The sequence below is a fragment of the Plesiocystis pacifica SIR-1 genome (assembly GCF_000170895.1).
Lineage (GTDB): Bacteria > Myxococcota_A > Polyangia > Nannocystales > Nannocystaceae > Plesiocystis > Plesiocystis pacifica.
Window position 1 is genome coordinate 14,213 of the sequence record NZ_ABCS01000065.1, and the last position, 14,093, is coordinate 28,305.

Here is a 14,093-nt window from a genome sequence, read left to right on the forward strand (position 1 = left end):
GGCTTACTCCCCTTCACGGTTGGGGGGCGGACCCTGCCAACCTTCGATCTTCATGCCGAGCGAGAGCCCCATCTGAGCAAGGATTTCCTTGATCTCCTTGAGGGACTTGCGCCCGAAGTTCTTGGTTTTGAGCATCTCAGCCTCGGTGCGCTGCACGAGGTCGCCAATGTAGTGGATGTTGGCGTTCTGCAGGCAGTTGGCCGAGCGAACGGAGAGCTCGAGCTCGTCGACGGAGCGCCACAGGACATCGTTGAGCTTGTCCTGCTCGCTCTGGCTGGGAGCCTGGGTCTCCTCGATCTCCTCGTGATTGATGAAGATCGACAGCTGCTCCTTGACGATCTTGGCCGCGTAGGCCAGGGCGTCGTCGGGCTTGACCGAGCCATCGGTCCAGACCTGGAGAATCAGCCGGTCGTAGTCGGTGCGGTGACCGACGCGCGCGTTGGTGACGCGGTAGTTGACCTTGCGAATCGGCGAGAACAGCGAGTCGATCGGGATGACCCCGATCGGCATGCCCTCGGTCTTGTTCTGGTCAGCGGTGGCGTAGCCGCGGCCCATGGCGCAGGTCATCTCCATCTGGAGGCGACCGCCCTTGCTCAGGGTCGCGATGTGCTGGCTGGGATCGAGCACGTGCACGCCGCTGGGCGCCTGGATGTCGGCGGCCGTCACCGGGCCCTCACCGGTCTTGCTGATCAGCAAGGTCCGAGGCGTGGCGTCGTCCATGGACAGGCGCAGCGCCTTGATGTTGAGGATGATGTCGGTGACGTCCTCGACGACGGCGGGGATCGAGGTGAACTCGTGGAGCGCCCCCTCGATGCGCACGGTGGTGACCGCGGCGCCTTGCAGGCTGGACAGCAAGACGCGGCGCAAGCTGTTGCCGATCGTGATGCCGTATCCACGCTCGAGCGGCTCACAGGTGAACTTGCCGTAGCTGTCCGTCAGCGAGTCGTTGTCGACGTCCAGCTTCTTGGGCCGGATCAGATCCCGCCAGTTGCGGGCGATGGTGTTGTAGTCCTGCATGCGGGTCCCCCTCGGATCACTTGCTGTAGAGCTCGACGATCAGCTGCTCATCGATGTCAGCGCTGATGTCCGAACGCTGCGGCACGTTCTTGATCTTGGCCTTGAAGTTGTCGCGGTCGATCTCGAGCCACGTCGGCAACGGCGAACGGTCCAGCTTGGCGAGCGCGTCGACGATCTTCTGGATCTTGCGGCTCTTCTCGCGCACCACGATCTCCTCGCCCTCGCGGACCTGGTAGCTCGGGATGTTGACCTTCTTGCCGTTGATCGTGAAGTGGCCGTGACGGACCAGCTGGCGGGCCTCGGCGTGGCTGGCAGCGAAGCCGCAGCGCACGGCGACGTTGTCGAGGCGGCGCTCGAGCAGGCTCAGCAGGTTCTCACCCGTGATGCCCTTCATGCGCGCAGCCTTGAAGTAGTAGCCGCGGAACTGCTTCTCGAGCAGGCCGTACATGCGCTTGACCTTCTGCTTCTCGCGCAGCTGGTGGCCGTAGTCGCTCGGGCGGCGGCGCCGACCCTGGCCGTGTTGGCCGGGGGGGTACTGGCGGCGGTCGTAGGCGCACTTCTCGGAGAAGCAGCGGTCGCCCTTGAGGAACAGCTTCTGATCTTCGCGCCGGCACAGCCGGCACACGGGTCCAGTGTAACGAGCCATGGATCAGACCCTCCGCCGCTTGGGCGGGCGGCAACCGTTGTGGGGGATGGGGGTGACGTCCTTGATGGACGTGACGCGCAGGCCGGCGGACTGGATGGCCCGCAGCGCCTGCTCACGACCCGCGCCGGGACCGGACACGCGGATCGAGACGCTCTGCATGCCGTGGTCCTGCGCCGCGCGGGCGGCCTGGTCGGCGGCGAGCTGGGCGGCGAAGGGCGTCGACTTGCGCGAGCCCTTGAAGCCACGCACGCCCGACGAGGCCCACGAGATCGTGTTGCCGTTGACGTCGGTGATCGTCACCAAGGTGTTGTTGAAGGTGGAACGGATGTGAACGATCCCGGTGGGGATGTTCTTCCTGACTTTCTTGCGTCCGCGAGATTGTGCCATCGCTCAGCTCACTTCTTCTTCATGGCGACCTGGCCCCGCTTGGGGCCCTTGCGGGTGCGCGCGTTGGTGTGCGTCCGCTGGCCGCGGACGGGGAGGCTGCGGCGATGACGGAGGCCGCGGTAGCAGCCGAGGTCCATCAGGCGCTTGATCTTGGTCTGGACCTCGCGGCGGAGGTCACCCTCGACCTTGTAGTCCGACTCGATGACCCGGCGGATGGCGCTCAGCTGCTCCTCGTTGAGGTCGTCCGTGCGGATCGAGCCGCCGACGCCTGCCTTGACGAGGATCTCTTGAGAGGTCGTGCGGCCCACACCGTAGATGTAGGTCAGCGCGATCTCGACACGCTTGTTGCGGGGGAGGTCGACTCCAGAGATGCGTGCCATCTAGCCCTGCCTCTGCTTGTGCTTGGGGTTCTCGCAGATCACACGCACGACTCCTCGTCGGCGCACGACCTTGCACTTGTCACAGATCTTCTTGACGCTTGCTCGTACTTTCATTTCTCACCTCAGCCGCGCGCGTGTCCGAGGATGACGCCGCGGCCCGGATCGAGGCTGGCCCGGCGGACCAGCACACGTTGCCCCGTCCGAATGGAGACTCCCAAGCGCCGGAACTCCTCGGAGGGACCAGCGACGAGCTGACCTTCGTTGGAGTCGAGGCGAAACAGCTGCTGGGGCAACTCAGCGACGACCGTCGCCTCGAGGGTGGCTGGAGGAGTCATGGAAGCTAGGACTGCAATGCAGTAAGCCCGGTCCGAGGACCGGGGGCGGTGGACAATGCCACCGGGTGTGCCGGGTGTCCACCCGCTGAGCTGGCCATGCCAACCTCCCCAGTTGAGGTTTTTCACAGGTTTTTCGAGCCGTTGCGGCGCCTGGTTCGCTCCCGCTGAACAGGCTCACTGGCCAGAGAGAAAGGCTACTGAACGGCCGAAGGCCCCGTCTGCCCAGCCGGACAGAGGAGCCTTCGGTGCCTGGGCCTCGAGAGCCCGCGCAGCCTAGTTCTTGCGGCCGCGGATCCGGGGACCCTTGGGCCCCGCGAAGCCCTCGTAGCTGCGGGTGACCAGGTGGCTCTCGATCTGCTGGGCGGTGTCGAGGGCGACACCGACGACGATGAGCAGCGAGGTGCCGCCGTAGTAGAAGGGCACGTTGAACTCGGTCTGGAGGAAGACCGGGAGCACGCAGACCGCGGAGATGTACCAGGAGCCGGCGAAGGTCAGGCGCCCGAGGATGGCCTCGATGTGCTCGGCCGTCCGCTTGCCGGGGCGCACGCCCGGGATCGACGCGTTTTGCTTCTTCAGGTTGTCCGCCAGGTCAACGGGGTTGAACTGGATCTGCGTGTAGAAGTAGCAAAAGAAGATGCACAGGGCGACGTAGACGGTCAGGTAGAGCCAGTTGCCGTAGCTGAACGCGGCCGCGAAGCGCTGCAGGTAGGGGTTGCCGGTCATGCCCGCGATCTGCGCGGGGAACATGATGATCGAGGAGGCGAAGATGGGCGGGATGACGCCGGCGTTGTTGATGCGCAGCGGTAGATAGTTCTGACTCCCGCCGAACATCCGCTTGCCGACGACGCGCTTGGCGTAGATGACCGGGATCCGCCGCTGGCCCCGCTCCATGATGACCACGAAGGCGATCACCACGAGGACCACGACCAAGAGCATGGCCAGGGGCAGCGGGCCGAAGTTCTCGGGGTCGTCGATGGCCTTTTGGGCCAGCTGATAGCTGGCCGTGGGCATGTCGGCGATGATGCCGGCGAAGATGATCAGCGAGATGCCGTTGCCGATCCCGCGCTCGGTGATCTGCTCGCCCAGCCACATCAGGAAGCAGGTGCCCGCCGTCAGCGACAGCATGGTCATCAGCTTGAAGGGCAGGCCCGTCTCGAGCACCAGGGTCTGCCCGGGCGTGTTCTGGCCCTCGAGCCAGCTGGCCATGAAGTAGCCCTGGACCAACGCCAAGCCGACGGTGCCGTAGCGGCTGTACTGGTTGATCTTGCGCCGGCCCGTCTCGCCTTCCTTTTGAAGCTGCTCGAGCTTCGGGATGACGACGGTCATCAGCTGCATGATGATGCTGGCGCTGATGTAGGGCATGATCCCGAGGGCGAAGACCGAGAGGTTGGACAGCGCCCCGCCCGAGAACATGTTGAAGTAGCCCAGGAAGCCGCCGGTCTGCTGCGAGACCAGCTTGTCCATCACGGTCCGGTCGACGCCGGGGACGGCGACGAAGATTCCGAAGCGATAGACAGCCAGCATCGCCAGCGTGAACAGGACGCGGCGCCGGAGCTCAGGCAGCTTGAAAATGTTGATGATGACGCCCATGGGGCTTCCTCGATGGCGCTCAGTTTGCCGGACCGCCGCGCCTTTCTGACAGGGGCGACGACGCGAGATGGGACTGGGCGACGCCCGTATTTACACCGTTGCGAGCGCGCATGCAGCGCTCAGTTGCACGAAAAGCCCCAGGCCGGTGGGCGCTGGGGCTTTCCTGGAGAGAGCTCGGCTCACTCGCTCGCGGCGGGAGCGTCGCCCGACTCGCCGGACTCGCCCTCTTGGGCGGGCTTGGCCGAGATCAGCTCGACGGTGCCGCCGACGGCCTCGACCTTGTTCTTGGCGCTGCCGCTGATGCGGTGGACCTTGATGGTCAGCTTCTTGGTCAGCTCACCGTCACCGAGCACCTTGATGATGGTCGCCTTCTTGGGAACCATCCCCTTGTCGTGCAGGAGCTCGGGGGTGACCTCGGTGCCCTCGGGGAGCTGGTCGAGGCGACCGACGTTCACGCCGTGGACCTCGACGCGGTAGATGTTGGTGAAGCCGCGCTTGGGAACCCGACGGTGGATCGGGTTCTGACCGCCCTCGAAGGACAGGCGGACGGTGTTGCGGGCGCGCTGGCCCTTCATGCCGCGACCGGAGGTCTTGCCGTTGCCGGAGCCCGGTCCGCGACCGACCCGCTTCTTGCGCTTGCGCGCGCCGGCGGGGGGCTTGAGGTTGTGCAGTTCGGTACCCATCTGAGACTCCTGACTAGCTGGCGTCGTCAGCCGGCTCGACGGCGACGAGGTGCTGGACCTTGCGGATCATCCCGCGAATCGACGGCGTGTCCTCGAGCACCACGGAGTGGTTCATGCGTCGAAGGCCGAGGCCGCGGACCGTGTCCTTTTGCTTCTTGGTCCGGTCGATCGGGCTCCGGACCAGGGTGACTTTGAGCTTGAGCGCCATCTCAGGCCTCCATCATCTGGCTCACCGTCATGCCGCGACGGCGCGCGACCTGCTCGGGGCTGCGAAGGCCCTTGAGCGCGGTCACCGTGGCGTGGATGACGTTGAGCGGGTTGTTGCTGCCGATGCACTTGGTCAGCACATCGTGGATGCCCGCGCACTCGACGACGGCACGCACGGCGCCGCCAGCGATGACCCCGGTACCGGGGGAGGCGGGGACGAGCAGGACCTCACCGGCGCCGAAGTGGCCGACGATCCGGTGGGGGATCGTCGCGCCCTGGAGCGGGACCTGGAAGAGGTTCTTGCGCGCGATGTCGTTGGCCTTGCGGATGGCCTCCGGGACCTCGCGGGCCTTGCCGTAGCCGTAGCCGACCCAGCCGTTCTCGTTGCCGACGACCACGAGGGCCGAGAAGGCAAAGCGACGGCCGCCCTTGACGACCTTGGCAACGCGGTTGATGTCGACCACGCGGTCGACGAGATCTCCGAGCGATTCGACGTCGATCATGGGTGCTCTCTCAGAACTGAAGGCCGGCCTCGCGGGCGGCGTCGGCAAGGGCGCTCACGCGCCCGTGGTAGAGGTATCCGTTGCGGTCGAACACGACCTTGGTGATGCCCTTGTCGAGGCAGGCCTTGGCCGCAGCGCGGCCCACGACCTTGGCGCGGTCGACCTTGCTCTCGCAGGCCTCGAGCTCGGTGTTGAGGTCCTTGCCCAGGTCGGAGACGGTGAGCAGCGACTTCGCCGCGTCGTCATCGATGACCTGCACGTAGATGTGCTTGTTGCTGCGGAAGACCGACATGCGCGGACGCTCGGCGGAGCCGGTGATCCGACGGCGGATGCTCTTCTTCCGGCGCAGGCGCGCTTGAATCTTGTTCTTCTTGGCCATGTGTCTCGTCTCGGATACCGCCGCCGCAGAGCCCCCAGAGGCTGGGAGCGGGTCGGCGGGTGCGAGTTACTTCTTGCCGCGAGCTTTACCTTCCTTACGGATGATGTGCTCGCCAGCGTAGCGGACGCCCTTGCCCTTGTAGGGCTCCGGCGGACGGTAACGACGGATGTCGGCGGCGACCGACCCGAGCAGCGCCTTGTCGGCGGAGCTCAGGTGCAGCTTGCCCTCTTTGTCGACCTCGGCGGTCACGCCCTCGGGCAGCGGGTAGCTGATCGGGTGCGAGAAGCCCAGGGTCAGGTCGACGTTCTTGCCCTTGACGATGGCGCGGTAACCGACGCCGATGATCTCGAGGGTCTTCTTGAAGCCCACCGAGCAGCCCACGACCATGTTGTTGGTCATGGCGCGCGCCATGCCGTGCAGGGCACGGACGTTGCGCTCGTCGTTGGGACGCTTGAAGGTGATGACCTCGTTCTCGATGCCAAAGGTGATGGGCTCGGGGACGTCGAAGCTGAGCTTCCCCTTGGGCCCCTCGACCGCGATGGTCTGGCCCTCGGTCTTGACCTTGAGCCCCTTGGGGATCTCGATGGGTGCGTTGCCAATGCGGGACATTGCGAAACTCCTTGGGCTGCCGGGTGGCTACCAGACGCTGCAGATCAGCTCGCCACCAATGCCGGCCTTGCGAGCCGCGCGGTCGGTCATCATCCCCCGAGAGGTGCTGATGACCATGATGCCGAGGCCGTTGCGGACCTGCGGGATTTCCTTGCTACGGGCGTAGCGACGCTGGCCAGGGCGGCTCTCGCGGGAGATGCCCTCGATGGCGGGCTGATCGCCCACCCAGCGAAGCTGGAGCTCGAGCTGGCCCTGGCGGCCATCCTCGGACCACTCGAAGCCCTCGATGTAGCCCTCTTGCTGGAGGATCTCGGCGATGCGGCGCTTGGCCTTGGAGCCGGGGATGGTGACGGCACGGTGGCCTGCACGCAGACCATTCCGGATGCGGGTCAGCATGTCGGCGATGGGATCGGTCATGGACATGGTGCTCGCGCTCCTTATTGACGGAAGGGCATCCCGAGGTGCTTGAGCAGTGCTCGCGCCTCGTCGTCGGTCTTGGCCGAGGTGTGGATGCAGACGTTCATGCCGGGGACGGCGTTCAACTTTTCGATGTCGACCTCGGGGAAGATCAAGATCTCCTTGATCCCGAGGGTGTAGTTCCCGCGCCCGTCGAAGGCCTTGCGGCTGACGCCACGGAAGTCGCGGGTACGGGGCAGGGCGACCATCAAGAGACGGTCGAGGAAGTCCCACATCGCGGTGCGACGCAGGGTGACCATGGCCCCGATCTTCATGCCCTCGCGCAGCTTGAAGCCGGCGATGGACTTCTTGGCTCGGGTCACGACGGGGCGCTGGCCGGTGATGTTGCCGAGGCACTCGAAGGACTGCTCGAGCAGCTTGGGCTGCTTGATGGCCTCGCCGAGGCCGATGTTGAGCACGACCTTCTCGACGGTCGGGATGGTGTTCGGGTTCTTGTAGCCGAACTCCTCCTTCAGCGCCGGGATCACCTTCTCACGGTAGAGCGTGCGGGTGTGCGGCACGAAGTCGCCGCGATCGACGGGCTCGTTGCGGACTTTCGGGAACTTGAAGGCGTAGCCCGCTTCGGGCTTCTTCTTCTGGGTAGCTGCTGCCTTGGCCATGGTTCAAACCTCAGCTGTCGATCTGTTCGCCGGAGCGAACGGCCACGCGCACCTTCTGGCCACCCTCGAGGGTCTTGATCTGGACCCGGGTCGGCTCCCCGTCACGGGGATCGGCGATCATGACGTTGGAGATGTGGATCGGAGCCTCGCGCTTCTCGAGGCCGCCACGCTGGTTTTGGCGGGTGGGCTTGACGTGCTTGGTGATCACGTTGACCCCCTGCACGAGGACCCGGTTGTCGGACGGGAGCACGCGCAGCACTTCGCCGCTCTTGCCCTTGTCCTTGCCGGTGATGACGACGACGGAGTCGCCCTTGCGAATCTTCTGCATTACAGGACCTCCGGGGCCAGGCTGACGATCCGCAGGAAACGCTTCCAGCGAAGCTCGCGCGCGACCGGCCCGAAGATGCGCGTGCCGATGGGCTGACGATCGTTGTTGATCAGCACGGCGCTGTTGGTGTCAAAGCGGATCAGGCTGCCGTCGTGACGGCGAACGCCTTGCTTGGTCCGCACGATCACGGCCTTCATGACCTGCCCCTTCTTGATCTTGGAGTTGGGCAGGGACTCACGGACCGAGACCACGATGACGTCACCGATGCTGGCGTAGCGACGCTTGGAGCCGCCGAGCACCTTGATGCAGCGGAGCTTGCGAGCGCCGGAGTTGTCGGCGACGTCGAGAACCGATTCGACCTGGATCATGTCAGCCCACGCTCCTCTCGAGCACGGCCTGGAGGGCCCAGCGCTTGTCCTTCGAGCGGGGACGAGCCTCGATGATGCGGACGGTGTCACCCGTGCGCGCCTCGTTGTTCTCGTCGTGCGCCTTGTAGCGGATGCGCTCCTGGACGTACTTCTTGTAGCGCGGGTGGCGGTAGCGGCGGATCACCTGGACGACGATGGTCTTCTCCATCTTGTCCGAGACCACCTCGCCGCTCAGGGTCCGGCGCTGTGACTTGCTGTTGGTGTCGCTCATGCCTTCAGTCCTTGGCGCCCGCGCTCGCGCGCTGGGTCTGGATGGTCTTGATCCGGGCGATGTCACGCCGGATGCGCCGGAAGTCGGCCGTGTTCACGGCCTTGCTGGTGGCCTTGCCGATGCGGAGTCGGACCAGCTGATCGCGCAGCGAGGTCTCGAGCTCGACCAGCTCGGCGTCGTCTTTGTCACGGAGTTCGGAGGGCTTCATCGTTCGATACCTCCTCAGACCACGCGCTCGCGCTTGACGAAGCGGGTCTTGATCGGGAGCTTGTGGTGGGCGAGCAGGAAGGCCTTGCGGGCGAGCTCCTCGTCGATGCCCTCGATCTCGTAGAGCATCCGGCCAGGGCGGACGACGGCGACCCAGTACTCGGGGCCGCTCTTACCCTTACCCATGCGGGTCTCGGCGGGCTTCTTGGAGATGGGCTTGTCCGGGAACACCCGGATGTAGAGCTTGCCGCCGCGCTTGACTCGGCGGTTGATGGCGATACGAGCGGCCTCGATCTGGCGCGAGGTCAGCCAGCCGCACTCGAGGGCTTGAAGGCCGAAGTCGCCGTAGGAGACCTCGGTACCGCCCTTGGCGGTGCCCCTCATGCGACCCTTGTGGATCTTCCGATACTTGACGCGATTGGGCGAAAGCATGGTCGATGGTCCTTTCTAGCTGCGCTTGTTCGCAGGGCGGGGGAAGCGGGGATCGACGCCGCTCATCGAGCCGTAGACCTCGCCCTTGAAGATCCAGCACTTGATGCCGATGCGACCGGCGGGGGTGCGGGCCTCGTGGAAGCCGTAGTCGATGTCGGCGCGGAGGGTGTGCAGGGGCACGCGGCCCTGCAGGTACCACTCGCGGCGACCCATCTCAGCGCCGCCGAGGCGGCCGGCCGCGTTGACGCGGATGCCCTTGGCCCCGAACTTCATCGCGGTCTGCACGGCGCGCTTGAGGGCGCGGCGGAAGGCGATGCGGCGCTCGAGCTGCTGGCCGATGTTCTCGGCGACGAGCTGGGCGTTGACCTCGGCCTTGCGGACCTCCTGGATGTTCAGGAAGACCTTGGAGTCGGTCATCTTCTGGACCTCGCGGCGGATCTTCTCGACCTCGGCGCCGCGCTTTCCGATGATGATGCCCGGGCGCGCGGAGAAGATGTTGATCTTCACCTTGTTGGCGGCGCGCTCGATGGTGATCTCGGAGATGCTGGCGGAGATCAGCTTGCGCTTGAGGAAGCCGCGCAGCTGCAGGTCCTCGTGGAGCCACTGCTTGTAGCGGCCCTCTTCGAACCAGCGCGAGTTCCAGGTCTTGACGATGCCGAGGCGGAAGCCGATGGGATGAGTCTTTTGGCCCATATTCCTGTCCGTTCTTGAGGAGGGCTCAGGCCTCGGCTTGCGCCGGCTGGACCTCGAGGGTGACGTGGCTGGTCTTCTTCTGGATGCGAGTGCCGCGGCCCTGGGCCCGGGGGCGCCAGCGCTTGAGGGTCGGGCCCTGGTCGACGGTCACCCGGGTGATGACCAGGTTGTCGACGTCGGCGTTGCCCTGGTCTTCCGCGTTGGCGACGGCCGACACGATGAGCTTGAAGAACTCGCGCGAGCCCGACTTGTTCATGAAGCGCAGGCTGTTGATCGCGGAGCTCACGTCCTTGCCGCGCACGAGGTCGGCGATGATGCGAGCCTTGCGAGGCGCGATTCGGAGGTTCCTGAGTCGTGCGACGGCCATGACTAACGCTTGCTCTTCTTGTCGGCCGCGTGGCCCTTGAAGGTCCGCGTGGGCGCGAACTCGCCGAACTTGTGGCCAACCATGTTCTCCGTCACGTAGACGGGGATGAACTTGTTGCCGTTGTGGACCATGACGTTGGCGCCGACGAACTCCGGGAGGATGGTCGAGCGGCGCGACCAGGTCTTGATGGGCTTGTGGCCACCGGCCTCGATGGCGGTGGTGATCTTGTTGTAGAGGCTCTGGTCGACGAACGGCCCCTTGCGAATGGAACGCGGCATTACTTCTTCCTCCGCGAGACGATGAACACGTCAGTTCGCTTGTTGTGACGGGTGCGGTAGCCCTTGGTGGGCTTGCCCCAAGGAGTGGTCGGGTTGCGGCCGCCCGAGGTCCGGCCCTCACCACCACCCATGGGGTGGTCGACCGGGTTCATGACGACGCCGCGCTGGTGCGGGCGACGGCCGAGCCAGCGCGTGCGGCCGGCCTTGCCGATGTTGACGTTGGCCTGCTCGCCGTTGCTGAGCGTGCCGATGGTCGCGCGGCACTTGACGTGCACGCGGCGGACCTCGCCGGAGGGCAGACGAATCTGGGTCCAGTTGCCCTCGCGGGCCATCAGCCGGGCACCGACACCAGCGGAGCGGACGAACTGACCGCCGCGACCGATCTTGATCTCGATGTTGTGGATGATCGTGCCGACCGGGATGGCCGACAGCGGCATGCTGTTGCCGGGCTTGATGTCGGCCTTGGCCGAGCTGATGATCGTGTCGCCCACGGTCAGCCCCTCGGGCGCGAGGATGTAGCGCTTGTCGCCGTCGGCGTAGTGGATCAGCGCGATGTAGGTGGTCCGGTTGGGGTCGTACTCGATGGTCGCAACCTTGCCGGGCACGCCGTAGTTGTCGCGCTTGAAGTCGATCTGCCGGTACAGGCGCTTGTGACCACCGCCGCGGAAGCGCGAGGTGATGCGACCGTAGTTGTTCCGACCCGCCTTGCGGTGGTTGATCGAGACGAGCTTCTTGAACGGCTTCTTGGCGGTGACCTGGGCGCGGTCCGTCGACGTCATGTTGCGACGGCCCGGGGAGGTCGGCTTGTACTTCTTGATGCCCATGGCTCAGTCCTCTCCGTAGAGCTCGATGGAGTCGCCGGGGTGGAGGGTGACCACGGCCTTCTTCCACTGGCGGGTCTTGCCGTAGAAGCGACCGACGCGGCGCAGGTCGCCGCGCATGACCATGGTCCGGACCTTCTCGACGCGGACGCCGAAGACCATCTCGACCGCCTTGCGGATCTCGATTTTGTTGGCCTGGCGGTGCACCTCGAAGGTGTACTGGTTGTTGATCGCCTCGAGCTGGGTGCTCTTCTCGCTCAGGATCGGGCGGATGATGATCTCTTGCGGGGTCACGCGGCACCTTCCTTCGCGGGCTCGGCCGGCGTCCCGAGCAGCCGGGCCTCGAGCGCGCGCAGCGAGCTCTCGGAGATCAGCAGCTTGGGGAAGCGCAGGATGTCGTAGACGTTGACGCCCTCGGGGACGATGTGCTGCGCCGTCGGCAGGTTGCGAGCGCTGCGAGCCAGCGACATGTTGTCGCCGCCGTCGACGAGCAGGGACTTGGGCGCGTTGAGCTTGCCCAGGGCCGCCGCGAGGTTGCGGGTCTTGGCGTCGGGGACCTCGAAGTCGCGGATGACGACGAGGTTGCCCTCGGAGGCGCGCAGGCTCAGGGCCGAGCGCAGGGCGCCGGCGCGAGCCTTCTTGTTGACCGAGAAGGTGTAGTCGCGGGGGCGCGGTCCGTGGACCTGGCCGCCGCCCCGGAACACGTTGACGCGGCGCGAGCCGTGTCGGGCGTTACCGGTGCCCTTTTGGCGGTACATCTTCGAGCGGGTCCCGTGGACCTCGCTGCGCTCCTTGGTCTTCGCCGTGCCAGCGCGCTTCTTGGCCCGCTGCCAGCGAACGACCTCCCACAGGAGGTGCTCCTTGACCTCCGCGGCGAACACCTCGTCGGAGACCTCGATCTCCGCGACGTCGTTGCCCTCTAGGTCTTTGACGTTGAGCTTGGCCATGCTTACCTCAGGTCTTGATTTCGACGTCGACGCCGGCCGAAAGGTCGAGCTTCATGAGCGCGTCCAGGGTCTGCTGGTTGGGCTCGATGATGTCGAGGAGACGCTTGTGCGTGCGGATCTCGAACTGCTCGCGCGACTTCTTGTCGATGAAAGGTCCACGGAGGACCGTGTACTTGTTGATTTTGGTCGGCAGTGGGATCGGTCCCACCACCTGGGCCCCGGCCCGGCGCGCGGTCTCGGAGATCTCCGTCGCCGACTGCTCGAGCAGCTTGTGGTCGTAGGCCTTCAGGGTGATGCGAAGCTTGTTGGCCACGGTGTTTCCTTACCTTGGGCTAGGGGCCTCAGTGATTATTCGATGATGGCGGTGACGATGCCGGCGCCGACCGTACGACCACCCTCGCGGATGGCGAACTTCGACCCCTGCTCGCACGCGATGGTCTTCCCGAGCTCGACCGTGAACGTCACGTTGTCGCCCGGCATCACCATCTCCGTGCCCTCTTCCAGGGTCACCGAACCAGTCACGTCCGTCGTACGGAAGTAGAACTGCGGCTTGTAGCCCTTGAAGAACGGCGTGTGACGTCCGCCCTCGTCCTTGCGAAGGATGTACACCTCCGCCTTGAAGGTCGTGTGCGGGTTGATCGAACCCGGCTTGCACAGCACCTGGCCGCGCTCCACCTCGTCGCGCTTCACGCCACGAAGCAGGCAGCCGACGTTGTCGCCCGCGAAGCCCTCGTCGAGCAGCTTCCGGAACATCTCCACGCCCGTGCACGTGGTCTTTTGCGTCTCGCGCAGACCCACGATCGCGATCTCGTCGCCGACGTGCAGCTTGCCGCGCTCGATCCGGCCCGTGACCACCGTGCCCCGACCCGAGATCGTGAACACGTCCTCGATCGGCATCAGGAAGTCCTTGTCCAGCTCGCGCTGCGGCTCCGGGATGTGCGTGTCGCAAGCCGTGATCAGCTCGAAGATGCACTTCGCGTCCTCGTGCTCCCAGCTCGGCGCCTGCAGGGCCTTGAGCGCCGAGCCCCGGACGATCGGCGAGCTCACCCCGTCCTTGTTGTACTCGTACTTCTCGAGCAGCTCCTCGACCTCGGCCTCGACCAGCTCGAGCATCTCCTCGTCCTCGTCGTCCAGCTGGTCCACCTTGTTCAGGAAGATGACCAGCGCCGGGATCCCGACCTGGCGGCCCAGCAGGATGTGCTCGCGCGTCTGCGGCATCGGGCCGTCGGGCGCCGACACGACCAGGATCGCGCCGTCCATCTGCGCCGCGCCCGTGATCATGTTCTTGATGTAGTCGGCGTGCCCGGGGCAGTCGACGTGCGCGTAGTGGCGGATCTCCGAGTTGTACTCGACGTGCGCGGTCGAGATGGTGATGCCGCGCTCGCGCTCCTCCGGAGCCTTGTCGATGTTCTCGAAGTCGACCTTCTCGGCCCAACCGCGGTCACCCAGGACCTTGGTGATGGCCGCGGTCAACGTGGTCTTGCCGTGGTCCACGTGACCGATCGTCCCGATGTTCACGTGGGGCTTTTCGCGGACAAACTTTTCCTTCGACATGACGAACTTTCCTGG

Annotated in this window: 27 protein-coding genes; all 27 read right to left on the bottom strand. The window is 65.5% G+C overall.

The genetic code is table 11. From position 1 onward, the window contains the following. Positions 1–3: 3 nt before the first annotated feature. The 27 genes from PPSIR1_RS27115 to tuf all read right to left on the bottom strand — a co-directional run bounded on the left by PPSIR1_RS27115 (position 4) and on the right by tuf (position 14,078). Positions 4–1,017 (bottom strand): DNA-directed RNA polymerase subunit alpha, encoded by a 1,014-nt coding sequence (locus PPSIR1_RS27115; protein WP_006974396.1) that lies wholly within the window; start codon positions 1,015–1,017, stop codon positions 4–6. Between the two features lie 16 nt (positions 1,018–1,033). Then, a complete protein-coding gene (gene rpsD / locus PPSIR1_RS27120) occupies positions 1,034–1,663 on the bottom strand; it encodes a 30S ribosomal protein S4 (RefSeq protein WP_045116839.1) in 630 nt (209 codons plus the stop codon). Positions 1,664–1,666: 3 nt separating this feature from the next. After that, positions 1,667–2,050, bottom strand: coding sequence for a 30S ribosomal protein S11 (gene rpsK, locus PPSIR1_RS27125; protein ID WP_045116840.1), 384 nt, complete (start codon positions 2,048–2,050; stop codon positions 1,667–1,669). Between the two features lie 8 nt (positions 2,051–2,058). Next, positions 2,059–2,430 (bottom strand): 30S ribosomal protein S13, encoded by a 372-nt coding sequence (gene rpsM, locus PPSIR1_RS27130; protein ID WP_006974399.1) that lies wholly within the window; start codon positions 2,428–2,430, stop codon positions 2,059–2,061. Then, positions 2,431–2,544, bottom strand: coding sequence for a 50S ribosomal protein L36 (gene rpmJ, locus PPSIR1_RS46585; RefSeq protein ID WP_086001737.1), 114 nt, complete (start codon positions 2,542–2,544; stop codon positions 2,431–2,433). 8 nt (positions 2,545–2,552) lie between these two features. Next, positions 2,553–2,765, bottom strand: coding sequence for a hypothetical protein (locus PPSIR1_RS27135; protein ID WP_045116841.1), 213 nt, complete (start codon positions 2,763–2,765; stop codon positions 2,553–2,555). A gap of 273 nt (positions 2,766–3,038) precedes the next feature. Beyond that, complete coding sequence (secY, locus tag PPSIR1_RS27140) at positions 3,039–4,355, bottom strand: preprotein translocase subunit SecY (protein ID WP_006974401.1); 1,317 nt, start codon at positions 4,353–4,355, stop codon at positions 3,039–3,041. 179 nt (positions 4,356–4,534) lie between these two features. After that, the gene (rplO, locus tag PPSIR1_RS27145; RefSeq protein WP_006974402.1) at positions 4,535–5,038 is read right to left on the bottom strand and encodes a 50S ribosomal protein L15; all 504 of its coding nucleotides are present in this window, start codon (positions 5,036–5,038) and stop codon (positions 4,535–4,537) included. 13 nt (positions 5,039–5,051) lie between these two features. Then, positions 5,052–5,246: a 50S ribosomal protein L30 gene (gene rpmD, locus PPSIR1_RS27150; RefSeq protein WP_006974403.1), complete on the bottom strand. Its 195-nt coding sequence runs from the start codon at positions 5,244–5,246 to the stop codon at positions 5,052–5,054. Position 5,247: 1 nt separating this feature from the next. Next, positions 5,248–5,748 carry a 30S ribosomal protein S5 gene (gene rpsE, locus PPSIR1_RS27155; protein WP_006974404.1) on the bottom strand — a complete coding sequence of 167 codons (501 nt, stop codon included), beginning with the start codon at positions 5,746–5,748 and terminating at the stop codon, positions 5,248–5,250. A gap of 10 nt (positions 5,749–5,758) precedes the next feature. Next, positions 5,759–6,127, bottom strand: a complete 369-nt coding sequence (gene rplR / locus PPSIR1_RS27160; RefSeq protein ID WP_006974405.1) for a 50S ribosomal protein L18 — start codon at positions 6,125–6,127, stop codon at positions 5,759–5,761. Between the two features lie 66 nt (positions 6,128–6,193). Further along, positions 6,194–6,736: a 50S ribosomal protein L6 gene (gene rplF / locus PPSIR1_RS27165; protein WP_006974406.1), complete on the bottom strand. Its 543-nt coding sequence runs from the start codon at positions 6,734–6,736 to the stop codon at positions 6,194–6,196. Positions 6,737–6,763: 27 nt separating this feature from the next. Continuing rightward, positions 6,764–7,159, bottom strand: coding sequence for a 30S ribosomal protein S8 (gene rpsH / locus PPSIR1_RS27170; RefSeq protein ID WP_006974407.1), 396 nt, complete (start codon positions 7,157–7,159; stop codon positions 6,764–6,766). Positions 7,160–7,173: 14 nt separating this feature from the next. After that, entirely contained in the window at positions 7,174–7,713 is a 540-nt protein-coding gene (gene rplE / locus PPSIR1_RS27175; protein WP_045116849.1) for a 50S ribosomal protein L5, read from the bottom strand. Between the two features lie 109 nt (positions 7,714–7,822). Then, entirely contained in the window at positions 7,823–8,140 is a 318-nt protein-coding gene (gene rplX, locus PPSIR1_RS27180) for a 50S ribosomal protein L24 (RefSeq protein WP_006974409.1), read from the bottom strand. Further along, positions 8,140–8,508, bottom strand: coding sequence for a 50S ribosomal protein L14 (rplN, locus tag PPSIR1_RS27185; RefSeq protein WP_006974410.1), 369 nt, complete (start codon positions 8,506–8,508; stop codon positions 8,140–8,142). Before rplN ends, rplX begins: the two co-directional genes overlap by 1 nt. 1 nt (position 8,509) lies before the next feature. Further along, on the bottom strand, positions 8,510–8,779 hold the full coding sequence (gene rpsQ, locus PPSIR1_RS27190) for a 30S ribosomal protein S17 (protein ID WP_006974411.1): 270 nt from the start codon (positions 8,777–8,779) through the stop codon (positions 8,510–8,512). Positions 8,780–8,783: 4 nt separating this feature from the next. Continuing rightward, positions 8,784–8,987: a 50S ribosomal protein L29 gene (gene rpmC, locus PPSIR1_RS27195; protein ID WP_006974412.1), complete on the bottom strand. Its 204-nt coding sequence runs from the start codon at positions 8,985–8,987 to the stop codon at positions 8,784–8,786. Positions 8,988–9,001: 14 nt separating this feature from the next. Next, positions 9,002–9,418, bottom strand: a complete 417-nt coding sequence (gene rplP, locus PPSIR1_RS27200; protein ID WP_006974413.1) for a 50S ribosomal protein L16 — start codon at positions 9,416–9,418, stop codon at positions 9,002–9,004. A 15-nt stretch (positions 9,419–9,433) separates the two neighbouring features. Further along, the gene (gene rpsC / locus PPSIR1_RS27205; protein ID WP_006974414.1) at positions 9,434–10,111 is read right to left on the bottom strand and encodes a 30S ribosomal protein S3; all 678 of its coding nucleotides are present in this window, start codon (positions 10,109–10,111) and stop codon (positions 9,434–9,436) included. 25 nt (positions 10,112–10,136) lie between these two features. Beyond that, positions 10,137–10,478 carry a 50S ribosomal protein L22 gene (rplV, locus tag PPSIR1_RS27210; protein WP_006974415.1) on the bottom strand — a complete coding sequence of 114 codons (342 nt, stop codon included), beginning with the start codon at positions 10,476–10,478 and terminating at the stop codon, positions 10,137–10,139. 2 nt (positions 10,479–10,480) lie between these two features. After that, the gene (gene rpsS, locus PPSIR1_RS27215) at positions 10,481–10,756 is read right to left on the bottom strand and encodes a 30S ribosomal protein S19 (protein ID WP_006974416.1); all 276 of its coding nucleotides are present in this window, start codon (positions 10,754–10,756) and stop codon (positions 10,481–10,483) included. Beyond that, positions 10,756–11,580: a 50S ribosomal protein L2 gene (gene rplB / locus PPSIR1_RS27220; RefSeq protein ID WP_006974417.1), complete on the bottom strand. Its 825-nt coding sequence runs from the start codon at positions 11,578–11,580 to the stop codon at positions 10,756–10,758. The genes rpsS and rplB overlap by 1 nt, the downstream gene beginning before the upstream one ends. Before the next feature lie 3 nt (positions 11,581–11,583). Continuing rightward, the gene (gene rplW, locus PPSIR1_RS27225; protein ID WP_006974418.1) at positions 11,584–11,871 is read right to left on the bottom strand and encodes a 50S ribosomal protein L23; all 288 of its coding nucleotides are present in this window, start codon (positions 11,869–11,871) and stop codon (positions 11,584–11,586) included. After that, a complete protein-coding gene (gene rplD / locus PPSIR1_RS27230; RefSeq protein WP_006974419.1) occupies positions 11,868–12,524 on the bottom strand; it encodes a 50S ribosomal protein L4 in 657 nt (218 codons plus the stop codon). Before rplD ends, rplW begins: the two co-directional genes overlap by 4 nt. 7 nt (positions 12,525–12,531) lie before the next feature. After that, on the bottom strand, positions 12,532–12,837 hold the full coding sequence (gene rpsJ / locus PPSIR1_RS27235) for a 30S ribosomal protein S10 (protein WP_006974420.1): 306 nt from the start codon (positions 12,835–12,837) through the stop codon (positions 12,532–12,534). A gap of 35 nt (positions 12,838–12,872) precedes the next feature. Further along, a complete protein-coding gene (tuf, locus tag PPSIR1_RS27240) occupies positions 12,873–14,078 on the bottom strand; it encodes an elongation factor Tu (protein ID WP_006974421.1) in 1,206 nt (401 codons plus the stop codon). Positions 14,079–14,093 lie beyond the last annotated feature (15 nt).